The organism is Actinomycetota bacterium (assembly GCA_041658565.1).
Classification (GTDB): domain Bacteria; phylum Actinomycetota; class AC-67; order AC-67; family AC-67; genus JBAZZY01.
Genome location: JBAZZY010000004.1, coordinates 44597 through 69693, shown reverse-complemented (window position 1 = coordinate 69693; position 25097 = coordinate 44597). Strand labels below are relative to the sequence as shown.

The following is a 25097-nucleotide window of genomic DNA, read 5'->3' as shown; positions in this document are numbered from 1 at the left end:
GGGTTAGGCGCTGTCGCCTTCGACGGCGCGCAGAATTGGTGAGCGACCCAGAATGACGCGCAGCGGAGTGCGTTCCTCGCGCAGAATCCCGCGTCGCAAGGCTTCTTCTTCGGCAATCGCGCGCTCGTAGACGCCGCCGGTTGCGAACGCGATCGAACGCCACGAGAACTGCTCGTCGAGCATGCGGCGCGCGTCCACGATGAGCCGTTGGGCCAAGCGGCGGTCCATGGTCAGCTTCAAGATCGTATCGGCCAGTGATGCCGGATCGCCCGGGGTGAAGTGCAGCCCTGTGGCTTCGTGCACGACGAGTTCCCGAAGGCCGCCCGTGTCGCCGGCGATACAGGGAGTTCCCGACGCCATGGTCTCCAGCGCCACCATGCCGAAGGGCTCGTACAGCGAGGGCACCACCGCGAGGTCCGCGGCCGCGTAGTACATGCGCAGTTCCTCGTCGCCGAGGAACCCAAGGAAATGAACCCGGTCGGAGACGCCCAAACGACTGGCTTGAGCTTTCAACTCGTCGTAGTGAGTGCCGACCCCTGCGATGTAGAAGCGCAGTGCCTCTTCTTTGAGCACCAGGGGGAGGGCCTCCAGCACCGTCTGCACGCCCTTTTCGTACTCCAGGCGTCCTGCGAAGAACAGCATCTTCTCTCCGGGGGCGATCCGTGCGGCGCGGAACTCATCAACGCCGTCCGGACGTTCGAAGTCCTCGAGGTCGACGCCGTTGGGGATCACGTCTTGCTTTCCGGCCGGCAACTCGAAGATCTCGTGAACCTGGTCGCGCATGTACTCCGAGCACGTGATGACGCGGCGGGCTTCGTAGGTCAACCACCACTCAACTTGGTGGATGAGCTTGTTCATGGGGCCGGGGAGGTTGCCCTGATGGCGGCCGTACTCGGTGGCGTGGATCGTCGACACGAGCGGAAGGTCGAACGTGTTCTTGATTCCCGCTGCGGCGTACGCAACCAGCCAGTCGTGCGCGTGCACCACGTCGACCTCGGACTCCAGCAACAGGCGCGCGGCACGTTCTTGCACCGCGATGTTGAACTGCAGCACCCATGGGATCAGGTCGCCGAAGTCGACCATCGGCGGATACTCGGGTACCCGTACGACGTGGACGTCGTCCAGGATCTCCTCGGCAGGGGCTTCGGGGTGGCCGCGAGTAACGACATGCACGTCATGTCCCTGCTCGGCAAGTGACACCGTCAGCCGGTGGACATGCTTGCCGAGCCCACCGACGATTCGGGGCGGGTACTCCCAGGAAAGAATAAGAATTCGCATTACGACACGTCCTCGCGAGTCCGGATATCCTGACACGCGACTTCCTCTGGAGCAAAAGGGACCCATGTGAGCACTCTTCCTGTCGTTCCGATCGCGCTGCCGACGCCGTTCGCGGTGGGGGACGTCAACGTCTACCTCATCCGGTCGGAGCCTTTGACACTGATCGACACGGGGACGGCCACTTTGCCGGCCGAGAACGCCCTCAAGCTGGCGTTTGCGCGCGAGGGGCTCTTCTTGGAGGCCCTGCGACGCGTGGTGATCACCCATGCTCACGCCGATCACTACGGCTTGGCAGCGCGTATCGCGGAGTTGTCGGGTGCGGAGCTGTTCATCGGCGCCGATGATGTTGTCAAAGTCCAGGAAGGCACGATCTGGCTTGACATGGACCACATCCTGCTCGACGCCGGGATTCCGTACGAGTTCATTTTGGAGATGCGCAAGCACGAGTCGGAGGTGCGCAAGATTCACCCCCGGCTGCAGGAGGTCAAGCCTCTGGCCGAGGGCGATGTGCTGGAGTTCGAAGACCTGACGTTGCAGGTCGGCAAGTTCCCCGGCCACACCGGAGGACACATCTGTCTGTACGAACCCAACACCGGAACCATGTTCTCCGGCGACACGCTGTTGCCGTCGATCACTCCGAATCCGTTGTGGGAGCCGGACCCGAACGAGCCGGATGGCCGCCGCAAGTCACTAGTGCAGTACATGGAGTCGCTGACGCGTCTTGAATCGATGGATTTACGGCTCGTCTACCCGGGTCACGGTGCGCCCATCACCGACGCCCCGGCGTTGCTGGCGAGTTACCGCGTGCACCACGCGCGCCGCGCCGACCGCATTGCCTCGATGCTCGGTCCCGAGGGAGCCACTGCGTTCCAACTCGCACGCAAGATGTACGCGGGACGCCCCCCTGAGGATCAGTTCTTGGCAACCAGCGAGATCATCGCGCACCTCGATGTCTTGATCGCGCAAGGGCGCGCGGAGGCCGAGTCTGCTGAGGGCGTTATGTTGTTCCGGACGGCCCGCGGGTGAGACGTCTTGTCGCGGTAGCGGCGTCGCTTGCCGCGCTCGCCGCGGTTGCGGCAGGACCGGCGTTGCGCTCGGGGGCGGTGTCGCCCGACGTTCCCCCGACGGCGCCGGGCGTGGCCGCCACTGTGCGGCCCGAGCGTCCGCGCGTAAGCACGACACCGCGCGCGGCGCGCGCGCGCACCGAGATCACCGAGTGCGGCGAGGCGCGCGCGCGTCTGGTGCGGATTCGTGTGGACGTTCAGGAAGGATTGCCGGTAAGCGAGGCGGGGTTTCGTCGAGCCGTGATGTCGATCTTGTGCGACCGTCGCTCATGGGTTGCTTCCGGCAAGGTTCGGTATCGCTATGACCCCGAGGCTCGCATTGTGGTGAAGCTGCGCGACCCGGAGCAAACCGAGGAGCGCTGCCGAAGACTGACGGGTCAAAGCGTGCTCAAGCGATTCTCGTGCGCCGGTTCGCGAGAGACGGTGCTGAACTCGGACCGCTGGTTTGAGGGATCCCCGTGGTGGGACGGAACCGTTGCGCAGTACCGCCATCTTCTGGTCAACCACGAGTTCGGACACGTGCTCGGCCAGCGTCACCGGTCCTGCAGGACTTCGGGAAAGCCGGCGCCGGTGATGATGCAGCAGTCCAAGGGCCTCGGTGGGTGTTTGCCGAATCCTTGGCCGCTTGCGTACGAGTTGCGCAGCCTTCGCTGACCTACGCCGGGAGCACGTCCTCGCAGCGAAGTCCGGGCAGGATGTTGTCGATCTCGCCGATCTCTGCTGTGGCCGCGGCGATCACATCCTCAGATGCGTCCGAGCGAATCAGGTCGGCCAAGCGGTGCCAGCGGGATTGGTGTGTTGCGAAACGCTCGTAGGCGTACTCCGGCGCGCGCCCGCGAATTACCATGAACGGCCAGTCGCTGGACTCCAGCAGCATCGTTTCGCGAACAAGTTGGGACAGCGCTTCGCGGCGCGCGCCGGTCGCCCCCGCGAACTCCTGCAGTAGTCGCGGAGTTTCCCTTTCGATCTCTCCGAGGAACCACCACATGTCCTGGGTCCCATCGGAGACCCAGGAACGGTCGTCCTTGCGGAATCCCCACGATCCCTCGATCAGGTCCACCGGTTCGGGTTCGTCGAGCAGCTCGCGCGCGCGCTCAAGCGAGCACGCTCGCACGCCCGGAATTGAATCGAGCACGGTGAACAGGTGGCGCAAGAATTCCGGCCCCTCGAACCACCAGTGCCCGAACAACTCCGTGTCGTAGGCGGCGACAACGACGCCCTCTCGTCCGGTCCGGCGCTCCGCCGCCGAAAGCGTTTCGGCGATTAGCGCCGCGAAATTCTCGGCGTCTTGGCGCGCCGCAGCAGCCGCGCGCTTTGGTTCGTACGGACGCTTTTCTCCGATGGACTTGTGAATCGAGGTGACTCGCCAGTTCTTGAATCCCGCCTCGAGGTCGTAGTGGTAGAAGTCTCGGTACCACTTGCCGCTCGGGTAGCCGCCGGTGGGCGACCAAACGCGGTAGGACACGTCGAGATCGCGGGCGAAAGCAACGACGTCGGACGTGCCGATCCGGCGCGGCGCGAACGTCGATCCCGGCCCGGCGCTCTTGAGCATCGTCGGGCCGTCGACCACCACGTGACCGACGCCGGCGCGCGCAAACGTCTCTTCGATTCCGGCGCCGGGCTGGTACGCGCACTCGGGTAGCCACATTCCGCGCGGTCGTCGCCCCAGAATTCGCTTGTGTTCCTCCGCGCCCAGGCGGACTTGGGCATCGATTAGTTCGGGCGCGCGGACTCGGGGAAGGAACGGGTGCGTGACCGGGCCTCCGAGCAATTCGACGACGCCGGCGTCGGCGATCGCGCCGAAGCTGCGTGCGATCCCGCCGCAGGCGTCCAGGCGGTCGCTCTGCGCGCGCGCGTGAATTGCGAAGTGCGCGGCGAGGTCCTTGAACTCCGGCGTGAAGACGCCTTCGTAGTTGGCGACCTGCTGCCACGCGCGCGCCTCGAATCGCCCGAGGTACAGCCCCAGCTCGCGAAGCATGTGCGGGTCTTCCATTTGGTGGGCGACCATCGGAGACAGCCCGAGCGACATCAGGCCGGTCATCCCATGGGCGCCGAGATCTTCAAGGACGCCCAGCAGCGGCAAGTAGCTTTCTACCGCGGCCTGGTGGAAGAAGTCCTCACCGCACGGCCAGACGCCGTTATGCCGGACGTAGGGCAGGTGCGTGTGCAGAACGAGGGCGAAGATTCCCACAGACAGTCCCTACGCGCGCGCCGTCGCGATCAGATCGAGCGATCGCTCGAGGTGCGTGCTGCGAACTCGAAAGTCCCCGGGCCGAACGCGCGCGACGCATCGGCGCAGCCAGGCCGGCCATTCCGGTGCCGGTTGCGCAATCAGTCGTTCGGGAAGCCCTCCGCGCAGCAGGCGCTCAATGGTGCGCACGCGCGGGCCGTGGGAGGTTCCTAAGATCTCAACCGCGCTGAAGTGCCGGGCCACTGTTGCGCGCAACTCATCCGGGGCGAACTCGAAGGAATGGAACGGATTGCGGGTGCCCTCGGGAGAGAAGGTCAGGCGATTCGGCGTGGAGAGAATCAGCAGGCCCCCGGGCGTCATAACTCGTGCGCATTCCGCGATGAACTCGTGGGGCGTGTGTAGATGCTCGATCACTTGTAGCGACACGACGGCGTCGAACGAGGCGTTGCGGAATGGGAGGGAGACGAGGTTTGCCGGTTGGAAGCCGGGGCGTGAGTAAACGGCTGCGGCGCGACGCACGATCTCGGCGTCGAGGTCGACCCCGACCACCCGGCGCGCGGTGTCCGCGAGGATGTCGGTGCCGTAGCCTTCGCCGCTGCCGGCGTCGAGCACTCGCATGCCGCCGATGCGCGCGGCGGCCCATCGATAGGCCACGACGTGACGCTGGAACCAGTAGTTTTCTTCGGCAACACCCGGAGCCGTCCGCTCGCCCGTCAGCGGGATCGGTTCGTCGGCGTTGAAGGTGAGTTCTGTGGGGGCGCCCATGGCTCGCGCATCCTATCGGGTCGGGGGCCGGCATTCCGTCGCGCGCCGTCCGACCGGGTTCTCCACGTAGGATGTGCGCCGTGGCAACGGCCTGGGACCAACGCTCGGCGACCGAACAGCGCCATCTGCAGAACGTTCTGCTGAAGCAGACCGTTCTGCAGATGGCGCTTGCCCACGTGCCGTATGTGCGCGCCAAGCTTGCCGCATCCGGCATCGATGCTCGGCTGTTCGGCGGCCTTGACGAATTGCGACGCCTTCCTACGACGATGCGCCGCGACATCGTGGATCCCCAGCGCAACCCCGAGGGTCCATCGGCGGTTGTCTTGCAGGGGACCGCTGAGGGAGTAAAGCGTTTCAGCGACCGCAGCGTGTTGCGCCGCATCGCAATGGCCCGGCTCCTGGGCGGCGAGGAAGAGCAGCAACTTGCCATCGAGTCGGCGACGCGGGCCATCCATGTGCACATGGTGCCGGGGCCCGGCGGGAGAATTCCGGTCGCTTATACGCGCGACGACTTGGATCTGTCGGCGCGCGCCGGCGCGCGCCTGGCTCATTTGGTTGGTCTCGCCCGCGAGGACACCTTGTTGAACCTTGTTCCTTTCGCGGCGTCGCTGGACTTCTGGGGCATCTACTACATGTCGCACGGGCTTGGGATGAGCGCGGTGCACAATCGTCGGGACGGGCAGGACCTGGCGCGCGCGGTCGCAGGGTTCGCCGACGTTCAGCCGACGGCCGTGGCGATTCCTGCCGACGAGGCGGCGGTCTTTGTGGCCGCTGCGCGTGATGCGGGCGCCGACCTCGCGCGGCTACGCGTGCTGATTCCGGTGGGCCGCTCGCTGTCGATCGAGGAGCGGGCGTCCGTCGGCGAAGATCTGCTGGCCGCAGGTGCGCGCGACGCCGCGATCGCGGCCGCCTACGGCGTGGCAGAGGGGCGCGTGCTCTGGGGTGAGTGTGCCGTTCCCGCGGGTCGCACCGAGACGTTCGGGTTTCACACGTTCCCCGACCTGGAAGTGCTCGAGGTCGTTTCGCCGGAGACCGGCGAGGCGCTTGCCGAAGAGACGCCCGGCGAGATCACCCTGACGCCGCTGGGGTTCCGCGGCGGGGGGGTACCGCGCTGGCGTTCCGGAGACCTTGCGCTGGGCGGCATGACGGTCAAGCCGTGTCCGAACTGCGGGCGAAACGTTCCGCGCATTGGTCCGACGGTCGTACGCGGCGCCTGGCAGCATCTGGCTACGCTGGAGGGACGTCGCTCGTGGATTGACCTTCGAGACGCGGGGGCTGCCGCTTCCGAGCGCGCGCGCGAGTGGCAGGTCGAGCTTCGTCGGGAAGACGGCGGACACGCGCTGTTCGTCCACGTTGCCGCGCCCGACGACCGGCCCGGATCTGTGATCGATTTGTACGAGGATCTCGCGCGACTCGGGTCCGCACCCACGCAGATCGTGCTGGGGTCCGAGGCCGAGATCGCGGAGCGGTGTGCGCGCGCGCCCGGCCCGTGGCCGCGGTACTGGGAAACCGCGGAATACGCATTTGCCCCGCAACTCCCTGCGGATTAGCGAGACCGCGTCCGGGCTCCCAAAAGTATTCTTCGCGCACGGGTGTCGTTCTGGGCGAAATGCCCGATCGGTTTCGTAGTATCTTTCAGATAAACGGTTATCTGGGCGGTTCCTCCTTTCAAAAGATCCGCCCGGCCTGCTAAACACGAGTCGGGGTCGGTCCGATTCTGCTGGGGGAGTAATGGTGCGCCGCGCGAGAATCATCTTTGTCGCTCTTGTCGCTGCTTGCGTCACGCTGGGCGTGCCGGGGCCGGTAAGGGCGGCTGAGTACGTTCCCCGGGCGGAGTCGGCCGGGATCCCGATCGAAGCGTTCGTTGTTCCCGGGCAGCCGATCGTGCGAGAAGTCTCTTTGCCGTGGCGCGCCAACATGGCTGCTGTGTCGTATGAGGCGTACGACCCGTCGGGTGAGGGCCTCACGATGCGTGTCCGGACACTGTCCGACGGGCGCTGGACTGCTTGGCGCGCGCTGTCGAGGGAATCTGAGGACGCGCCGGACGGCGCCGAGGGCTCGGCATCGAGCGAACGGATCGCGACAGATCCGATGTGGATTGGAGCAGTCAACCGAGTCGCCGTGTCGGTCGAGGTGGCTGCGACGGCGGCTCCGATTCGGAATCTTCGTCTCGAGATCTCCAATACGGCGGGTGACGCCCGGCCGGTCAATCCCTTGGTTCGCGCTTACCGGATCGCGTGGAGTTACCTAAACGCGACGCCGGTTGAGGCCGACGCCGAGCCCGGACAACCGACAATCATCCGGCGGTCGCAGTGGGGCGCCGACGAGAGCAGGCGCGGCAGCTCGCCCGGTCTCGCGCGATCGATCAAGGCCGTGTTCGTCCATCACACCGACAACGGCAATTCGTACACCAAGAGCAAGAGCCGGGCGCTCGTGCGCGGCATTTACCGTTTCCACACGAGCAATCGCGGCTACAGCGACATCGCGTACAACTTCTTGATCGACAAGTACGGGCAGATCTTCGAAGGTCGTGCCGGGGGCATCACCAAGCCCGTTATCGGCGCGCACACGAAGGGCTTCAACACCAGCACCGTGGGGATCGCGCTCATAGGCAACTTCACCCGTACGCGGCCCTCGAAACAGATGGTTGCTGCGCTGAACCGCCTCGTGGCGTGGCGGCTGGACATCGTCCATCTGCCGGTCACCGGCAGCGTGCGACTCGTGTCGGCTGGGAACGAGCGGTACCCGCGGGGTCGTGCCGTGTCCTTCAACCGGGTCTCGGGTCACCGGAACGCGAAGCCGACGGCATGCCCCGGCACTGCGGCTTATCGTTTGCTTCCCTCCGTCCGCAGGTCCGCCACTGCGATCGGGAGTCCGAAGATCTACTTCCCGAGCGTGAGCACGTCGGTTCTTCGACCCGACGGCGACGGCGTCGCCGAGTCCATCCGTTTCACGGCGAAGTTCAGTCAAGTCGTGGACTGGACGCTGACTATTACGCACGGGAGTTCGGCGGCGGCGCAGACGTTTACCGGCAGCGGGTCGTCGTTTGACCAACGCTGGGACGGGACGGGCCCGACGGGCGTCCCGGTCGCGACCGGACTTTACCGCTGGAGGCTGGGGGCGCAGGACGACAACGAGCACAGCGCGCGCGCGGCGGCGGGAGCGTTCTACGTCGTCAACGACCACCCCAGCGGCACACTGCTGCGTGACGATGCGGGTCGGTACGTGATCTCGGGTCTTCAGCATTCCGAAGTGGGCGACATCGCCTATCGCTCGACGTACGGGACGCTCGCCGCTGTTTCTACGGGTCCGGCTGAACGTGATCGCTATTCACCGGCGCTCGCGCCGCTCGCGCCTCGAGCCGGAGCGCTGCTGCAGGATCCCGATGGGAACAGGTACATCTGGACCGGCGTGACGCTTCGTCGGTTCGCGGTGGAACCGGAGGACATCTTCGCGGCGCTCGGATACCGAGCCGAGGCGCTGATTTCCGCCGAACAATCGGTCGTTGACGCCCTTCCGCCGGGCCTGGTGGTGGACAGCGCTGTCGCGCATCCCGACGGCAGCCTTATCGCCGACGGCAACGGAGCCACCTACGTCGTGGACAACGGACAGCTTCGGCCGATCGGGGCCCTGGCGCGCGCATCGTGGTATCGATCAATAGAGGTTGTCGCCGCGACCGAGGGGGATCTGGGGCTCGTGGCGGGGACGGCGTTCCCCGTTCGAGACGGGACCCTGTTGTCCGATCCTGCGGGTGGGTCGCCCTGGATCATCGACCAGGGTTCGCGTCGCCAATTCGTAACCGACGGGATGTTCGCGGCGATGGGCTACCGGTCGTCGATGCTGCTGCGCTCTTCCAAGCCGGACTTCGCCTCTGTGCCCGAGGGCGAGATCCTCGGCTGATTCAGGGCCGTCCGGCCGTCGAACCGCGCTGCTAGGCTGACGTTCGTGCGCTCATCCCTGTACTTCGACTACGCAGCGACCTCCCCGCTTTGGCCTGAGGTTCGTGAGGCGATGGCGCCCTTTTTGTACGAGTGCTTCGCGAACGCGTCTTCTCTATACGCCGGCGCGCGCGAGGCCCGTAAGGCCGTCGATGAGGCGCGAGAACGTGTCGCCGAGGCTGTGGGCGCGCGCCCGGACGAGGTTGTGTTCACCTCTGGGGGAACCGAGGCCGACAACCTCGCTCTGCAGGGGACGGCGTGGCGAGCCGGCAATGAGGGGCGCAACGGCATCGTCGTATCGACCGTAGAGCACCACGCGGTTCTCGACACCGCTAAGTGGCTGGGTCGCCGGGGGTTTCGAGTTGCGACCGTTCGGGTTGGACGCGATGGGGTCATCGACACCGACGCGCTGGAGGCGGCGGTCGACGCGCGCACCGCGATCGTGTCTGTAATGACGGCCAACAACGAAGTCGGCGCCATTCAACCCGTCCGGCGCGCTGCCGAGGTGGCGCGCGCGTCCGGCGCGCGCTTTCACACCGATGCCGTCCAGGCTTTTCCGTGGATTCCCGTGCGTGCCGCTGAATCCGATCTTGTCGCGCTGGCCGCTCACAAGATCGGCGGTCCCAAGGGGGTCGGCGCGCTCGTGGTGCGCAGGGGAGTCGGACTCGAGCCGATCATGCACGGGGGCGGCCAGGAGCGCGGACTGCGTTCGGGCACCTACAACGTCGCCGGGATCGTGGGGTTCGGAGCGGCTGTGGCGGCGACGCAGGCGGCCTTGCCCGGTCTAGCGGCGCGGGTGGGCACCTTGCGAGACCGATTGCAGGCCGCGCTGCTCGCACGGATCGAAGGGCTGCACGTCGGTGCCGCGGGCGCCGAACGGCTTCCGAACAACTGTCACGTCTGCATCGAAGGCGTGGATTCGGAGCCGCTGCTGTTGCTGTTGGACGCGGTGGGCGTCGCGGCGTCGAGCGGCTCGGCGTGTCAGTCGGGTGCGGCCGAGCCGAGCCATGTGCTGGCGGCAATGGGCGTTACTCAGACGCTCGCAAAGGGAGCGCTCAGGCTGACGCTCGGGCGAGACACCACCGAAGGAGAAGTGGACGGCGTCGTTGAGCACGTCGCGGCAGCGGTGCAGCGGCTGAGGCGATGAAGATCCTCGTCGCCATGTCCGGCGGCGTTGACTCCAGCGTGGCGGCAGCGATGCTCGCTCGTGAAGGTCACGAAGTCACCGGCGTGCATCTGCGGCTGACGGACCTTGCGGATTCACTGCAGGGCGCGCGCCCGCACGGCTGCTGCGGTGTCGCCGACGCCGACGACGCGCGCCGGGTAGCCCAGATGCTCGACATTCCCTTCTACGTCTGGAACCTCAAGGATGAATTCGCCTCGACGGTCATTGCCGATTTCATCGACGAGTATGCACGCGGACGTACGCCGAACCCGTGCATCCGATGCAACGAGAAGGTCAAGTTCGGTGCCCTCCTTGATCGCGCGGTCGTGCTCGGCTTCGACGCCGTGGCCACGGGGCACTACGCGCGCGCAGTCTCCGACGGAGAGCGGTGGCGCCTTTTCCGGGGAGCCGACGCGGGTAAGGATCAGTCTTATGTGCTGGCCCGCCTTGCTCAAGAACAACTGGCGCGCGCGCGTTTCCCGCTTGGAGATCTGACCAAGCCGCAGGTTCGCGAGATGGCCGCGGATCTGGACTTGCGCACTGCGGCGAAGCCCGACAGCTACGAGATCTGCTTCGTCGCCGACGGCGACGCGGCGGGATTCGTCGGGCGCGCGCTCGGTGGCTCGCGCGCGGGTGACATCGTCGACTCCGAAGGTGCGGTCGTCGGTCGCCACGAAGGGATCCACGCGTACACCGTCGGTCAGCGCCGCGGGCTCGGGTTGGGATCGTCGCAGAAGAACTACGTTCTGGAGCTCGATCCCGAGCGGGATGTCGTCGTGGTCGGACCGGACGAGTTGTTGCTTCGTAGGGGACTGGAGGCCGGTGAAGTCGTCTGGATTTCCGGGGCTCCGCCCGAGCGAATCGACGTCGTGCAGACCAGGGCGCACGGCGCCGCGGCGCCCGCGGAGTTGGTGCGGGCGCAAGGCGCCGCGGCGACGGTTCGTTTTGCCGAGCCTCAGCGGGGCATCGCACCCGGCCAGTTGGTCGCGTTCTATGCCGGTGATGAGGTGCTCGGCGGCGGGTCGATCGCGCGCGCATTCCGCTGACCGGCTCCACGGGCGGTTGTCGGGCCTATAATCGGTCCGACCCGAGAGGAGTAGTTGTGGACGAGGTATTCCTTCCCGATTTGCAGGTGATCCGGCAGTTCTCGATCGCCGTCCGCCGTGAGCGCGCTCCCGTGGAGGAAGTGCTGGCTGCACTGGAGGCGGATTTGCGCACGCTCGGCGGCGCGCGCCGGGCTGCGCGCACGGAGTACGTGTCCGCACCACGTGAGTCGCGCCCGTCCGTGCGTTCGAGTTCGCCGCGCGTCGCGGGCGCGTCCAGGCCGACTGCCTCGCGCGCGGCCGCCAAACCGGCCCCGAAGCCTGTTGTGCGAAAGCCTGCCGTGCGAAAGCCCGCGGCCACCGTATCCAGGCCGACCGCGTCGCGCGCGGCCGCCAAACCGGTACCGAAGCCTGGGGCTAAGAAGCCTGCCGCTAGGAAGCCCGCTGTTTCTAAGCCCGCTGTAAGGCCTGCGGCCAAGAAGGTCATGGCGAGGAAACCTGCGCCGAAGCTCGTCGCCAAGAAGAAGAAGGGTGCGGCGCGCGCGACCAAGAGACGTTAGCCCGTGCCCGAGCGCTCCCAGCAGGACGTCGAAGAGCGCATCCGTAGCCTTCGCGCGGAGATCCAACGCTACAGTCACCTGTACTACGACCTTGACCGGCCCGAGATCACCGACGCTGCGTATGACTTGCTCTACCGCGAACTCGTCGACCTTGAGGCGCAGCATCCCGAACTGATTACGCCGGACTCGCCGACGCAGAAGATCGGTGGGCGCGCGACGTTCGCGCCGGTGCGCCACCACGAGCGGATGTACTCGCTCGACAACGCGTTTTCGCGCGAGGACCTCGATGAGTGGGCGGCGCGCGTGGAGCGTATCGTCACCGGCGCGACGTTCTTCTGCGAACTGAAGATCGACGGTGTGGCCGTTGCGCTGGCGTTCGAGGATGGGCGCTACGCGCGCGGCGCGACGCGAGGCGACGGAGAAACCGGCGAGGATGTCACGGCGAACATCCGCACGATCCGTGAGATCCCGTCACGCCTGAGCGTGGAGTCGCCGCCGCGACTGGTCGAGGTGCGCGGTGAGGTCTACATGCCGCGCCAGGACTTCACGGCTTTCAATGCCAGGCGCGCGGCCGAGGGGCTTTCGACGTTCGCAAACCCTCGGAACACCGCGGCCGGCGCGCTGCGCCAGAAAGATGCTGCGGTGACTGCGGATCGGCCGCTTTCTTACCTCGTGCACGGTGCCGGCGCGCGCGAGGGAGTTTCCTGGGCGTCGCATTCCGAAGCACTCGAGTGGATGAAGAATGCCGGACTTCGTGTCGCGCCTACCAGCGCGACCGCCGCGACGCTCGACGAGGTGTGGTCGTTCATCGAGCACTGGCTGGAGCATCGCCATGATCTGGACTACGAGATCGACGGCGTCGTGATCAAAGTGGACTCGCTCGCGATGCAGCGCGAGTTGGGTTTTACCGCGAAGGCGCCCCGCTGGGCGATCGCCTACAAGTATCCGCCGGAGGAGCGCGAGACTGTGCTGCGCGAAATCCGCGTCGCCATCGGACGCACCGGCGCCGCCACCCCCTACGCGGTCTTGGAGCCCGTCTACGTCGGAGGCGTCACAGTGACGACTGCGACGCTTCACAACCAGGACGAGGTCGCGCGCAAGGATGTGCGGCCGGGTGACACCGTCATCGTGCGCCGCGCCGGCGACGTTATTCCGGAAGTCGTTGGGCCCGTACTGGCAAAGCGTTCCGGAGGTGCGGTGCCGTGGGTCATGCCCGGGAACTGCCCCGATTGCGGTGCCGAGATAGTGCGAATCGAGGGTGAGGCCGTCGCGCACTGTACCGGCATGAACTGTCCGTCGCAGCGCGTCGAACGACTGTTTCACTTCGCGAGTCGTGGTGCCATGGATATCGAAGGCCTCGGTTACGAGACCATCATCGCGCTCGTCGAGAAGGGCTGGGTGCTGGACCCCGGCGACTTCTACGCGCTCCGCGCTGAGCGGTTGGTCGAGCTGGACGGCTTCGCGACCGAGAAGGATCGTGCGACCGGCGAGCAAGTTCCGGGCAAGCGGACCCGTAACTTGCTGACCGCGATCGAGGCGTCGAAGGATCGTCCGGTCGCGCGCTTGGTGACCGCTCTTGGGATCCGCAACGTCGGCGTGACCACCGCGCGCGCGCTCGCCAAGCGTTTCCCCTCTTTGGACGCGCTGGCATCCGCTCCACCTGAGGAGATCGCCGAGGTCGAGGGGGTCGGAGAGATCGTCGCCGGGTCGGTGTTCGAGTTCTTCCAGCAACCCACCAACCGCGCGGTGATCGACAAGTTGCGCGCGGCCGGGGTGCGAACGGCCGACGAGGTGTCGCCGCCGCCGGCGAAGGGGCCGCTCACGGGCAAGACCTTCGTGCTGACCGGAACGCTGCCGACTCTGACCCGTGAGCAGGCGACCGAACTGATCGAGTCGGCCGGGGGCAAGGTCACCGGAAGCGTCTCGAAGAAGACCGACTACGTCCTTGCAGGGGAGGGCCCCGGGAGCAAGTACGACAAGGCCGTCGCCCTGGGCGTCACGATCATCGGCGAAGACGACCTGCGCGCGCTGACCGGCGCGGCGAGTTGAAGTTAGGGATGGCCTTTGTTGGCACGCTGCTGGTTGCGCGCGCCGCGCTGCACGGCGCGATGCGGCACCGCACCTTCGATTGACCTGTACGGGGAAGGTCCGTACTCTTGGTGTACGGAACGGATCCGTACAAGGAGGAAGCCATGGCCGGGTCGCCGGCGCGTAAGGAAGCCAAGGCCGACCGCGTCGAGTTGCGCGCGAGCTCGCGGCAGACCGCGGTGATCCGGCGGGCCGCCGAGGCGACGGGGAAGTCGATGAGCGCGTTCATGCTCGACGCCTCGACGATGGAGGCCGAGCGCGCGCTTGCCGACCGGAACGTCTTTCGCCTCGATGCCGAGGCCTGGGAGCGATTCGTGGAGGCCCTCGATCGCCGGGCGAAGCCTCATCCCCGGTTGAGGCGGCTAATGACTGAACCGAGCGTCCTCGACTGACGTGGTGCGACCCCGAGTCGAGCCCCTTTCTCCGACCCACGACGTGTCCGGTTTCCGGTGCGGGAGAGCCGGCCTGGACGAGTGGCTTCGACGGCACGCGCTGGCCAACCACCAGGCGGGAGGCGCGCGCGTATACGTCGCCCACCGTGCCCGCGCGGTCATCGCCTTCTACGCTTTGGCTGCGGCGAGCGTGGGACCGGAGACCGCCCCGGAGCGCGTGCGGAAGGGCCTGTCCCGCCGGCCCATTCCCGTGATTTTGCTGGCGCGACTCGCGGTGGACGAGCGGGAACAGGGCGGCGGCCTCGGTGCTGCGATGCTCAGAGACGCACTGCGGCGTTCGCTTTCTGCCGCGGGAGAAATCGGCGCGCGCGCGGTTCTGGTCCACGCGAAGAACGATCGAGCGAAGTCCTTCTACGAGCACTTCGGCTTCGTCGCCTCGCCGACAGACGACCTGCACCTGTTCGTTCTCATGAAAGACTTGCGCGCGCTCGCGTAGACTCGGCGCCCGAGACCTGCGATCAGGCATCTGAGCTGGTCGAATCATTTGAGGCCTCGTCTCCCAGCGGCACGTTCGGGGGAACCCGGCAGGAGTCTTCGTGATTGTGGTGAATGTGTCGGGTATGCAGCGCCGGGGGGTGCCCGAATGGAGGCTGGGAGCGGCTCGATTCTCGCTGCCGCTGGTCTCCGCCGCGCTCGTGTTCGGGGTCCTTGCTCAGGGGGCGTACTACCCGGCGCAAGCCGCGGTACTTGCGGGACTGACAAGTGCGGCGGCGCTTGCGGGTTTCCGCGGCGCGATCCGCCAGGTCGCTCCAGTCTGGGTGGCGGCCGCGGTGATGGCGGCCGCGTTGTTTGCCAGCTCCGCAGCGGCCCATTGGCCCGGCGAGTCGCTTCTCACCGTGCTTACTCTCGTAGCGGCGATCGCCGCCTGCGTGGCTGCGCGCAACGTGGTGATTGCACAAGATCGAGAACAACTTGTCTTGGTTGTCTGCGGTCTCGCGGCCGCTGCGGCTGCCGTCGGGATGGCGGGACTCGCCTTGCACCTGTTCCCCTTTGCCATGCGCGCGCAAGGCATATGGCGGACTTCGTCGACATTGACCTACGCGAACAGTGCGGGTGCGCTCTTTGCGATGAGCCTGCCCTTCGCACTGCTTCGCTGTGCGGAAGGACCGACGCGGGCGCGTCGTCTCTGCGTGTTCTTGATTACCACGGGGTTGCTGACGTCGCTCTCGCGGGGTGCGGTCTTGGGGGCGCTCGTGGCCTTGGTTCTCCAGGCGCGCGCGACACCGGGCGTGCTTGTCAAGTCGCGACGCCCGGTGTTGTCGGCGGCCCTGGCGACGGCGTTCCTGGTTCCATCGATGTTGAGTGATGAGCCTCATGCGTTGCTCGCTCTCACTGCCGTCCTCGTCTGCGCTGCGGTCGCGTCGAGCGTGCGCTCCATTCCGGGGGTGGGGCGGGTACCGGTTGTACTGGGGGCGCTCGCCCTTGTGCTCCTCGGCGTTGCCGCGATCGCCGTGAGTGACCACGCGGGTCTCTTCGTGGCGAAACGTGTCGGCCCCGGGTCCGAGGATCGCCTGGGCGCTTGGGGGGTGTCGGTTGCGGCCGGGATGGAGCGTCCGGTCCTGGGCAGTGGCCCCGGCACGTACCGGGTGGTCGAAGTCGTCGGGGACCGCTTGATGCTCCGCAAGTACGCTCACAACGAGGTTCTGCAGGCCTTTGTGGAAACCGGAGCAGTGGGTGCGGGGGTTCTGGTGGGTTCGGTCGTGGGTCTTGCGATTTGGGCATGGCGTCGCCGTCCCGAGGACAGGGCCGAGCGTTCGGTGTGGGCGGCGGCTGTCGGGGGCTGCGCCGCATTCGCGGTGCATGGGATGTTTGATTTCGTCTGGCACGTGCCCGTGCTGACGGCACTGGCGTTCGCATTGTTGGGGTTGGGTGTTATTCGGCCGCGCGCAGCGTGCACGCGGGGAGGGGGAGGCACATGATCAGGATCATCCGTACGTGGAGATCGGGGCGGCCGTTGCGTTCGACGAGCGGCGTGCTGGTTGGGATTGCGCTCGCGGTGGCTGCCCCGCTGGGGCTTGCCGTCGGGTTCTATTCCCATCCGGTCGGCGAGGAGTCGCACGCACAGACGACGTCGCATGCCACGGCGTTGGTGGACGCGAAGGCGCGCGCGCATGCCTCGCGGGAAGTTATTGCAGCAGGTTATTGGACGAAACGCGAGGGGACGAAGCGCTGGTACGTAGACGTCGCAGTCTTCCGCCGGCAGGACGTGCGGGGGAGTGGCCGCTCTTCGCGCGTCGGCGGTGAAGCGAAGCGGCGGGGTGAAGTGTGGCTCTGGTACGGGGAATGCGATCGTCGCGCCTGCAGTTGGCATTCGTTCCACGGAACCGATGCCACGATCCCGGAGTTCCGTTTCGTGGTCGACCCCTTGCTCGAGACTGCTTCGTTCCACGGAATCATCGGCGGCGAGGTTGTTGACATGTCCTGGCGAAGTAAACGGAACATCGGTTCGTGGGACGGTGGCTCGCAGAGCGCAGGTGGATCATCGAGATTCAGCGCGCAGGCATGGCGTTACGTGGATGCTTGGCGACCGGCGGTCGGGACCGCCAAGGCTTTTGGAGTGTCCTTCGGGCGTTCTGAGTCCTGGGGGTATCTCGCGACGTCGGCGTATTCGCAGATCCGGATCTCGGCCAAGTAGGGGAGCCTGGGCGCACGCGAGCGCGCGCGGTGCGCGCGCTCGCGTAGACTCCTTTTCGCCCATGGCCATCAACCGAGATCAAGTTCTGCATGTCGCGCGCCTGGCGCGGTTGTCGTTCACCGAGGACGAGTTGGACAAGTTCGCCCACCAGCTCTCGGACATCCTGGCGTACGCGGACCAAGTGAGCGCGCTGACGACCGAGGATGTGCCGCCGACCGCGCATCCGCTTCCACTGTCCAACGTGCTCCGGCCCGACGAGCCGCGCGCCTGCTTGTCTCAAGAGAAGGCGCTGTCCACCGCGCCTGAGGTTGAGCAAGACCGTTTCAAGGTCCCGCGCATCCTTGAGGAAGAGGAGTAGCGGTGGCCGAGTTCTGGGAGATGAGCGCCGCCGACCTGGGGCGCGCGATCGCGCGCCGGGAGGCGAGCGCGCGCGACGTAGTTGACGCACACCTCGCTCGCATCGAGGCGCTGGACGAGAGCGTGAACGCGTTCATTACGGTGACGCCGGACCTTGCGCGCGCCACCGCAGACGACGTTGACGCGCGCATCGCGGCTGGGGAGGAACTCGGCCCGCTCGCAGGCGTGCCGCTCGCGTTGAAGGACATCTTGTGCGTGGACGGCGTGCGCACGACGGCCGCGTCGAAGATCCTTGCCAACCACCGGCCGCCCTACGACGCGACCGTCGTCGGCAGCTTGCGAAACGCGGGGATTCCGATCGTCGGCAAGGCGAACATGGACGAATTCGCGATGGGATCCTCGACCGAGAACTCGGCCTTTGGCGTGACGCATAACCCGTGGGATCTCGCGCGCGTGCCGGGCGGATCTTCGGGCGGCAGCGCTGCCGCGGTCGCGGCCGGGTTCGCGCCTCTGGGCATCGGCACCGACACCGGCGGCTCTATCCGTCAGCCGGCGTCGCTGTGCGGCGTGATCGGCATGAAGCCGACCTACGGGTTGGTCTCGCGTTACGGTGTTCTGGCGTTCGCCTCCAGCCTTGATCAGGTGGGGCCGTTCGCGCGCACAGTCGAGGACGCCGCTTTGTTGCTCCAAACGATCGCCGGACACGATCCGATGGACTCGACCAGCATCAACCGGCCGGTGCCCGACTTCTTGCGCGCGACTCGAGACGGTATCGAGGGCCTGCGCATCGGACTGGTCTCGGACTGGGTGAGCGGCGAGGGAGTGCAACCGGGCGTGACGGCACGTGTTCGCGAAGCCGTCGATCAACTCGCAGCCCTCGGCGCCGAGGTTGGAGAGATCTCGCTTCCGTCCTTCCGCTACGCGCTCTCGGCCTACTACTTGATCGCGCCTGCCGAATGCTCTTCCAACCTTGCGCGCTACGACGGCGTGCGTTTCGGGCATCGGGCAGAAGGCGCGCGCGACATCGTGGATATGAACGTCCGCTCGCGCACCGAGGGGTTCGGAGAAGAAGTGAAGCGCCGGATCATGCTCGGGACCTACGCGTTGTCGGCCGGCTATTACGAAGCCTATTACGGCAAGGCTCAGCAGGTGCGCACGTTGGTCATCCGCGACTTCGAGAAGGCTTACGAACGTTTCGATGTGTTGGTCTCGCCGACGAGCCCCACAACGGCCTTTGCCATCGGGGAGCGCGCGAACGATCCGCTTGCCATGTACATGTCCGACGTCTGCACGATTCCGACCAACCTGGCGGGAGCGGCTGGTATCAGCGTGCCGTGCGGATTGGCCGACGATGGGTTGCCGGTCGGATTGCAGTTCATGGGGCCGCCGCTGTCTGAGGAGTTGCTCTTCCGTGTGTCGGCCGCGTACGAGCGCGCGCGCGGCCCACTCGCGCCGCCACCGCTTTGGAGCAAGCGATGAGCATGTACGAAGCAGTCATCGGGTTGGAAGTTCACGTCGAGTTGTCGACGCGCTCAAAGATGTTCTGCGGATGCCCGACGACCTTCGGGGCCGAGCCGAACACCCAGACCTGTCCTGTGTGTCTCGGGCAACCCGGGACACTGCCGGTGGCAAACGAACGGGCGATCGCCGACTTGATCATGATCGGCCTTGCCCTCGAATGCTCGGTCGCGCCGCACTCGGTGTTTCACCGCAAGAACTACTTTTACCCGGACATGCCGAAGAACTATCAGATCTCGCAGTACGACCTTCCACTGTGTGTCGGAGGCTCGCTCGAGGTTGAAGTGGACGGTGAGACGCATCGCCTCGGGATCACGCGCGCGCACATGGAAGAGGACACCGGTAAGTCGTTGCACGTCGGGGCGACCGGACGCATCGCCGGGTCCGACTACTCGCTTCTGGATTACAACCGCGCCGGGATTCCGTTGGTTGAGATCGTCGGCGAGCCGGACATCCGCACGCCCGAGCAAGCCAAGGCTTATCTCACCGAACTGCGGGGGATCTTGCTCACGCTCGGCGTGTCCGATGTGCGCATGGAAGAGGGCTCGATGCGTTGCGACGCGAACATCTCGATGCGCGCGGCCGGCACTGAGGCCTTCGGGACCAAGGTTGAGATCAAGAACTTGAACTCGGTGCGCTCGGTGGGGCGCGCGCTCGCCCACGAGATCGAGCGTCAAACGAAGCTGCTCGAAGCAGGCGAGCGGGTCGCGCAAGAGACGCGACACTTCGAAGAAGGCACAGGCCTGACGCATACGCTGCGCTCCAAGGAAGAGGCCTTCGACTACCGCTACTTCCCAGAGCCCGACCTGGTGCCCATCGAGCCGGACGATGCTTGGATCGAACGCATCCGCGCGTCGCTGCCCGAACTGCCGCGCGCGCGCCGCGCGCGCTTGGCCTCCGAGCACGGCCTCACGCCTGCGCAAGCGGCGTTCGTCGGGGCTTCACCCGAGTCGGTTCGTTACTTCGATGAGTTGCTCGCCGCCGGCACAGACGCGCGCGACGCGGCAGTGTGGATGGCGGGAGAACTGGCGCGCGCCCTCAACACCGCCGGCGACGAAGTGGAGAACTCGCGGGTCTCCTCAGGCCGCCTCTCGGCGCTCATCGCGGCCGTCAAGGACGGCTCGGTGAACTTGAACACTGCGAAGAAGGTGTTCCAGGAGGCGTACGAGTCGGGCCTGGACCCCTTGGAAATAGTGCGCGAGCGCGGACTCGAGCAGGTCTCCGACGAGGGGCCGATTGCCGCCGCGGTTGCGGCCGTGATCGAGCAGAATGCCGAAGAAGTGGCGCGCTACCGCGCGGGCGAGGACAAGGTCTTTGGGTTCCTTGTCGGCCAGGTTATGAAGGCGACCAAGGGGCAGGCTGCCCCGCCCGTCGTCACGCGCGTCCTTCGCGACGCCCTGCGCTAGCCTAGGACCGGACGAGGGAGGGGCAGTGGCGTATTGCGCGCATTGTGGAAACCAGAACTCCGACTTGGTGGTTTCGTGTCCGAACTGTGGGCACCCGGTTAGAACCGTCACCGCGTCACCGGTTGCGTGGGGGGCGGGATCCGCCGGGGGCACCGCACCGGTCGAGGTCGGCAACTTCGCGACGTTCGGCGAGCGCTTCGCGGCCCTGTTGATCGACGCGCTTGTGACCGGCGCGCTGTTGTTGGCAGTGCTCATCCCTGCGAGCGTTATCCCGTTTGCTGGTGTGCTGTTCATTCCGATTCCGTTTGCGTACCAGTGGCTGGGGATCGCGTACAACCGCGGGCAAACTGTGGGGCGGATGGCGATGCGAATTCGCGTGACGGCGCCCGAGGGACAACTCATCGGTCCCGGCCGCGCGGCCGCGCGCGTCGCTATGTCGTGGGTTTCGAATTCTGCGCTGTACATCGGTTACTTGTGGTACCTGTGGGATCCCGAAAAGCGCACGTGGCACGACATCGTGGCCGACACTCGCGTCTACAGCGTCCCGAAGTAGGGGGAGAAGATGGCCTTTTGTCAGAACTGCGGCCGTGAGATCTCGCCGGCCGCCGTCGCGTGTCCGCAGTGCGGTCATCCCGGACCCTCCGCGCGCACATCCGGTCCTGTGTTCGGCGGGGGCAAGCCCGTCGAAGGGTTCGCGATCGCGTCTCTTGCTTCGGCGGTTTCCGCGTTCGTCGTGATGCCGGTCGTTGGCTCGATCTTGGGGATCGTCTTCGGCTCGATGGCCAAGCGCCGGATCGCTGAGAACCCCGAGTTGCAGGGAGAGGGCCTGGCGCGCGCCGGCGTCATTGTCGGCTGGGTTGGCATCGGCTTGGTTCTGCTGGTCGCAATCCTGCTGGTCGTCGGCCTTGCGGTCTCGGGGGGAACCGGAACCAGCGTCGAGGTGCGCCCGGGCGGATTCCGGGTGTAGGCAACCGCCGCAGGTCCTAGCCGGATCTTCGCAGCGCCATTACGCTGACACCCCATGGACGAGACTGGTTCAGGACCCGATCAGACTGGCGAGAATCCTCCGGTCCCCGTCGATCCTCATTCGGGAGGCTCGACTGAGGCAACCCTCATTGAATCCGCGACGCCCCGGGTGGGGCGCGCGCGGTATGTAGCCCTCGCATTAGCTGTGTTCGTATTGCTGGCGGGCGGTGCCGCGGTGATCGTGGCGCGCGGCGGATCCGCGGCGGCAGTGGAATTCAAAGTGCCGGCCGATGTCGTCGCGTTCGTGAAGGTCAGCATTCGACCGTCGCTCGAACAGCAACAGGTGCTCGCTCGACTGTTGTCGCGGGTGGGATCTTCGGGGCGTGAGAAGTTGCAGTCCCGGATTGACGCTTTGCTCGACGACGCACTGTCGGGCACCGGCGTCGGATACAGCAAGGACGTTCGGCCGTGGATAGGTTCCCAGATTGGGATTGCGGTGCGCGCGCCCGAGTCTGCGGGGAGCGATCCCGTCGTGGTTGCTCTAGTGGCGGTCGACGACGAAGGCGCTGCGCGCGCCGCCCTGGCGAAGTTCACCGAGAAGCCGTTCTCCTATGAGATTTCGGGGGGAATCGCTTACCTGTCGGACAGCGCGAAGGCGATTACGGAACTGCGCGCGGGGGCCGAGAAGGGCCCGGTGCTTGCCGATGCTGAGGCTTACCGGAGCGCTCGTGAGAGCGTCGACGGCGACGGCCTGGTGTTGATGTGGGCCGACAACTCCCGCCTCAAAGACATCGTCAAAGGCGAAGGGCTGTCCACGGGCGTGCTCGACTCGTTCGCAAGCGGCCGGAGCGGGATCGTGGTTGCGGCCGTGCGTGCGGAAGCGGCGGGAATCGCACTCGTTGGGCACGCGTTTGCGGGTACCGAACAGGAAGAGGCACCCACGAAGGGGACTCCGGCACTGCTTGAGTCCACATCGAGCGGCTTGGTTGCGTCGCTTACGGCATTCAACCTCGGCGCCAGGATCCTCGTAGGACTTGAGGCGACGGGTAAGGCCGGCGCAGGTGCGTCCCCGGTGGAGTCGGCGGTCGAGGCGGTACGGGAATCACTCGGCATCGACCTCGAGCGCGACCTCGCCCCGATGCTGCGAGGGGAGTTCTCGGTGGTCTTCGGGGGCCTGTCGGGATCGGGGGTGCCCGACGTCGGCGTATTGATCGAGCCGACCGACACCGCCGCGGCGACTCGGGTGCTGGCCGCGCTACGCGCCCGCGTTGAGGGATTCATGGAGGGTCTCGGAGGCGGCGGGTCGGTTCGGGACATCGCCGGCGGCTTCATCGTGGAGGCAGGTGACTTCAGCGTGGTGCTGCGCCGGGGGAAGGACCGAATCGTAATCGCGTCGAGCGAGCCTTATGCCACGACTCTCCAGGGCGCATCCGCGTCGTCGCTTCGCGACGACGCGGTCTATAAGAGAGCGTTCGACGAATCCGACGACGGGGTCGTGATGCAGATGTTCGTGCGGGTCGACCGGCTGCGGACCTTGCTGGAAACCTTCCTCGGGCCCGAGCAGCGTCCCGCCTATGAAGCCGATGTCGCGCCGCTGCTGGAGCACATGGAGTCGTTCGGGCTACGAGTTCGTGGTACGGGCGACGAAGTGGACTTCCGCGCGCTGTTGTCGGTCACCGGTAGCTGAGGCACCGCCGGGCGAGGCTCGATATCCTTGCCCGCATGCCTGAGACTCCGTTCGACACTCGCCATCGCAGCCGCGACGTCACTGAGGGGCCGGCGCGCGCGCCCGCGCGGGCCATGCTTCGCGCCGCCGGGTTCTCCGAAGACGACCTAAAGCTGCCGCAGGTCGGCGTCGCTTCGTCGTGGAACGAGGTGACTCCCTGCAACATTCACCTCGATCGCGTCGCCAAGGCCGTCAAGCAAGGCGTCCGTGAGGCCGGCGGGGTTCCCGTCGAGTACACGACCATCGCCGTTTCGGACGGCATCTCGATGGGCCACGAGGGCATGCGCGCCTCGCTGGTGTCGCGCGAAGTCATCGCCGACTCGGTCGAGCTGGTCGCGCACGCGGAGCGGTTCGACGCTTTGGTTACCGTCGCCGGGTGCGACAAGTCGCTTCCGGGCATGGTCATGGGCGCGTGCCGCCTGGACATCCCAAGCGTGTTCCTCTACGGCGGGTCGATCTTGCCGGGCAAGTTCCAGGGCCATGACGTCACCATCCAGGACGTGTTCGAGGCGGTCGGCGCGCACGCCGCGGGGAAGATGACCGACGCGGAACTGCTCGAACTCGAGCGCAACGCCTGTCCCGGTGCCGGAGCCTGCGGCGGGATGTTCACCGCAAACACGATGGCGTCGGCTATCGAAGCGCTTGGGTTGTCGCTTCCGGGATCCAGTGGACCTTCGGCCGTGGATCGACGCCGCGACGAGTACGGCGTGCAGTCCGGCGGCGCTGTGCTGAACTTGCTTCAGAAGGGCATCCGCCCGAGCGACATCCTTACGCGCGAGGCGTTCGAGAACGCAATCGCGGTGGTCGTTGCGATCGGCGGGTCGACCAACGCCGTGCTGCACTTGCTCGCCATCTCACACACGATCGGTGGCGACCTCACTATCGATGACTTCGACCGCGTTTCGCGCCGCACTCCGATCATCGCCGACATGAAGCCGTGGGGCCGGTTCGTGATGCTGAACTTGGACTCGGTCGGCGGAGTGCCCGGCGTCATGCGCGAACTGCTGGACGCGGGGCTTTTGCACGGGAACGCGATGACCGTGACCGGGCAAACCGTCGAGCAGAACCTCGTCGGAGTTGCGCACCCCACCAACCACGACGTCGTCCGTCCGATTGAGGACCCGATCCATGTGAGCGGCGGCTTGGCGATCGTTCGTGGATCACTTGCCGCCGAAGGCGCCGTCGCCAAGATTGCAGGCATGGAGGGAACCGTGTTCCGCGGACCCGCGCGCGTGTTCGACACCGAGCAAGGCGCCTTCGACGCGGTGACCAAGGGCGAGATCAAGTCCGGCGACGTCATCATCATCCGCTACGAGGGCCCGCGCGGCGGACCGGGAATGCGCGAGATGCTTGCCGTGACTGCGGCGGTGTCCGGCGCCGGGCTCGGCAAGACCGTGTGTCTAATCACAGACGGTCGCTTCTCCGGAGCGACGCACGGCTTCATGGTTGCCCACGTTGCCCCCGAGGCTGTGGACGGCGGGAACATCGCTTTCGTGTGCGAAGGCGACACCATCGTGCTCGACATTCCCAACCGGCGCCTCGACGTCGAAGTGTCGGAGGAGGAGTTGGCCGAGCGTCGCAAGGGCTGGGTGCCTCCGGAACCTCGCTACACGCGCGGCGCCATCGGCAAGTACGCGCGCCTGGTCTCCAGCGCCTCCAAGGGCGCGGTCTGCGACTGATTCCACCCTCGCGCCGAAGACTCCCAGGGTCCGAGGTGCGAACCATTTGAGGGGTATTGACTCTCTCTTTTCGGCGAACTAGCCCTCGCCTTCGGGATGCACCCCTCGCGGTAGACTCACGAGACGCGTGTTCCTGCCAGCGTAAACAAACGCGTGCGCCCGGGATGTCTATACCAGAGCTATGAATGACTCCAGCGAGGATTTCATCGACTTCTTCAGGGCCGAGTTCCCTCGTATGGTGCGAACTGCCCGGACGATACTCGGAT

The 25097-nt window shown here is 66.4% G+C and carries 22 protein-coding genes; 19 read left to right on the top strand and 3 right to left on the bottom strand.

Annotated features, from left to right (window positions below):
* Positions 1–3: 3 nt before the first annotated feature.
* The gene (locus WDA27_04250) at positions 4–1278 is read right to left on the bottom strand and encodes a glycosyltransferase family 4 protein (protein ID MFA5890154.1); all 1275 of its coding nucleotides are present in this window, start codon (positions 1276–1278) and stop codon (positions 4–6) included.
* Positions 1279–1344: 66 nt separating this feature from the next.
* Between WDA27_04250 and WDA27_04245 the strand changes: the two genes are divergently transcribed.
* On the top strand, positions 1345–2304 hold the full coding sequence (locus WDA27_04245) for an MBL fold metallo-hydrolase (protein MFA5890153.1): 960 nt from the start codon (positions 1345–1347) through the stop codon (positions 2302–2304).
* Complete coding sequence (locus WDA27_04240; GenBank protein ID MFA5890152.1) at positions 2301–2996, top strand: DUF3152 domain-containing protein; 696 nt, start codon at positions 2301–2303, stop codon at positions 2994–2996. Before WDA27_04245 ends, WDA27_04240 begins: the two co-directional genes overlap by 4 nt.
* A gap of 1 nt (position 2997) precedes the next feature.
* Here WDA27_04240 and WDA27_04235 read toward each other — a convergent pair whose 3' ends face one another.
* Both WDA27_04235 and WDA27_04230 read right to left on the bottom strand, forming a co-directional pair.
* Entirely contained in the window at positions 2998–4533 is a 1536-nt protein-coding gene (locus tag WDA27_04235) for a 1,4-alpha-glucan branching protein domain-containing protein (protein ID MFA5890151.1), read from the bottom strand.
* A 9-nt stretch (positions 4534–4542) separates the two neighbouring features.
* Positions 4543–5298, bottom strand: coding sequence for a class I SAM-dependent methyltransferase (locus WDA27_04230; GenBank protein ID MFA5890150.1), 756 nt, complete (start codon positions 5296–5298; stop codon positions 4543–4545).
* Positions 5299–5378: 80 nt separating this feature from the next.
* Between WDA27_04230 and WDA27_04225 the strand changes: the two genes are divergently transcribed.
* The 17 genes from WDA27_04225 to ilvD all read left to right on the top strand — a co-directional run bounded on the left by WDA27_04225 (position 5379) and on the right by ilvD (position 24831).
* Positions 5379–6848, top strand: a complete 1470-nt coding sequence (locus WDA27_04225; protein MFA5890149.1) for a hypothetical protein — start codon at positions 5379–5381, stop codon at positions 6846–6848.
* A gap of 184 nt (positions 6849–7032) precedes the next feature.
* The gene (locus tag WDA27_04220) at positions 7033–9198 is read left to right on the top strand and encodes a peptidoglycan recognition protein (protein MFA5890148.1); all 2166 of its coding nucleotides are present in this window, start codon (positions 7033–7035) and stop codon (positions 9196–9198) included.
* 45 nt (positions 9199–9243) lie between these two features.
* Positions 9244–10383 carry a cysteine desulfurase family protein gene (locus WDA27_04215; GenBank protein MFA5890147.1) on the top strand — a complete coding sequence of 380 codons (1140 nt, stop codon included), beginning with the start codon at positions 9244–9246 and terminating at the stop codon, positions 10381–10383.
* The gene (mnmA, locus tag WDA27_04210; GenBank protein ID MFA5890146.1) at positions 10380–11447 is read left to right on the top strand and encodes a tRNA 2-thiouridine(34) synthase MnmA; all 1068 of its coding nucleotides are present in this window, start codon (positions 10380–10382) and stop codon (positions 11445–11447) included. Before WDA27_04215 ends, mnmA begins: the two co-directional genes overlap by 4 nt.
* Positions 11448–11503: 56 nt before the next feature.
* Positions 11504–12004 (top strand): hypothetical protein, encoded by a 501-nt coding sequence (locus WDA27_04205; protein ID MFA5890145.1) that lies wholly within the window; start codon positions 11504–11506, stop codon positions 12002–12004.
* 3 nt (positions 12005–12007) lie between these two features.
* Positions 12008–14053, top strand: coding sequence for an NAD-dependent DNA ligase LigA (ligA, locus tag WDA27_04200; protein MFA5890144.1), 2046 nt, complete (start codon positions 12008–12010; stop codon positions 14051–14053).
* Positions 14054–14196: 143 nt separating this feature from the next.
* Positions 14197–14484, top strand: a complete 288-nt coding sequence (locus WDA27_04195) for a DUF1778 domain-containing protein (protein MFA5890143.1) — start codon at positions 14197–14199, stop codon at positions 14482–14484.
* 1 nt (position 14485) lies between these two features.
* On the top strand, positions 14486–14980 hold the full coding sequence (locus WDA27_04190) for a GNAT family N-acetyltransferase (GenBank protein ID MFA5890142.1): 495 nt from the start codon (positions 14486–14488) through the stop codon (positions 14978–14980).
* A gap of 100 nt (positions 14981–15080) precedes the next feature.
* Positions 15081–16463 (top strand): O-antigen ligase family protein, encoded by a 1383-nt coding sequence (locus WDA27_04185; GenBank protein ID MFA5890141.1) that lies wholly within the window; start codon positions 15081–15083, stop codon positions 16461–16463.
* The gene (locus WDA27_04180; GenBank protein MFA5890140.1) at positions 16460–17179 is read left to right on the top strand and encodes a hypothetical protein; all 720 of its coding nucleotides are present in this window, start codon (positions 16460–16462) and stop codon (positions 17177–17179) included. Before WDA27_04185 ends, WDA27_04180 begins: the two co-directional genes overlap by 4 nt.
* A 61-nt stretch (positions 17180–17240) precedes the next feature.
* Complete coding sequence (gene gatC / locus WDA27_04175) at positions 17241–17537, top strand: Asp-tRNA(Asn)/Glu-tRNA(Gln) amidotransferase subunit GatC (protein MFA5890139.1); 297 nt, start codon at positions 17241–17243, stop codon at positions 17535–17537.
* Positions 17538–17557: 20 nt separating this feature from the next.
* Positions 17558–19015 (top strand): Asp-tRNA(Asn)/Glu-tRNA(Gln) amidotransferase subunit GatA, encoded by a 1458-nt coding sequence (gene gatA / locus WDA27_04170; protein MFA5890138.1) that lies wholly within the window; start codon positions 17558–17560, stop codon positions 19013–19015.
* The gene (gene gatB, locus WDA27_04165; GenBank protein ID MFA5890137.1) at positions 19012–20460 is read left to right on the top strand and encodes an Asp-tRNA(Asn)/Glu-tRNA(Gln) amidotransferase subunit GatB; all 1449 of its coding nucleotides are present in this window, start codon (positions 19012–19014) and stop codon (positions 20458–20460) included. Before gatA ends, gatB begins: the two co-directional genes overlap by 4 nt.
* 25 nt (positions 20461–20485) lie before the next feature.
* Positions 20486–21013 (top strand): RDD family protein, encoded by a 528-nt coding sequence (locus tag WDA27_04160; protein ID MFA5890136.1) that lies wholly within the window; start codon positions 20486–20488, stop codon positions 21011–21013.
* A gap of 9 nt (positions 21014–21022) precedes the next feature.
* Positions 21023–21427, top strand: coding sequence for a DUF4190 domain-containing protein (locus WDA27_04155; protein MFA5890135.1), 405 nt, complete (start codon positions 21023–21025; stop codon positions 21425–21427).
* Positions 21428–21481: 54 nt separating this feature from the next.
* Positions 21482–23113, top strand: coding sequence for a DUF3352 domain-containing protein (locus WDA27_04150; protein MFA5890134.1), 1632 nt, complete (start codon positions 21482–21484; stop codon positions 23111–23113).
* Between the two features lie 35 nt (positions 23114–23148).
* The gene (gene ilvD / locus WDA27_04145; protein MFA5890133.1) at positions 23149–24831 is read left to right on the top strand and encodes a dihydroxy-acid dehydratase; all 1683 of its coding nucleotides are present in this window, start codon (positions 23149–23151) and stop codon (positions 24829–24831) included.
* Positions 24832–25097: the final 266 nt, after the last annotated feature.

Excerpts from the sequence above, each read along its gene's own strand:
- WDA27_04250 (MFA5890154.1), bottom strand. The coding sequence starts at position 1,278 with ATGCGAATTCTTATTCTTTCCTGGGAGTACCCGCCCCGAATCGTCGGT.
- WDA27_04230 (MFA5890150.1), bottom strand. The coding sequence starts at position 5,298 with ATGGGCGCCCCCACAGAACTCACCTTCAACGCCGACGAACCGATCCCG.
- mnmA (MFA5890146.1), top strand. The coding sequence starts at position 10,380 with ATGAAGATCCTCGTCGCCATGTCCGGCGGCGTTGACTCCAGCGTGGCG.
- WDA27_04195 (MFA5890143.1), top strand. The coding sequence starts at position 14,197 with ATGGCCGGGTCGCCGGCGCGTAAGGAAGCCAAGGCCGACCGCGTCGAG.
- WDA27_04180 (MFA5890140.1), top strand. The coding sequence starts at position 16,460 with ATGATCAGGATCATCCGTACGTGGAGATCGGGGCGGCCGTTGCGTTCG.
- gatC (MFA5890139.1), top strand. The coding sequence starts at position 17,241 with ATGGCCATCAACCGAGATCAAGTTCTGCATGTCGCGCGCCTGGCGCGG.
- gatA (MFA5890138.1), top strand. The coding sequence starts at position 17,558 with ATGAGCGCCGCCGACCTGGGGCGCGCGATCGCGCGCCGGGAGGCGAGC.
- gatB (MFA5890137.1), top strand. The coding sequence starts at position 19,012 with ATGAGCATGTACGAAGCAGTCATCGGGTTGGAAGTTCACGTCGAGTTG.
- WDA27_04155 (MFA5890135.1), top strand. The coding sequence starts at position 21,023 with ATGGCCTTTTGTCAGAACTGCGGCCGTGAGATCTCGCCGGCCGCCGTC.
- WDA27_04150 (MFA5890134.1), top strand. The coding sequence starts at position 21,482 with ATGGACGAGACTGGTTCAGGACCCGATCAGACTGGCGAGAATCCTCCG.
- ilvD (MFA5890133.1), top strand. The coding sequence starts at position 23,149 with ATGCCTGAGACTCCGTTCGACACTCGCCATCGCAGCCGCGACGTCACT.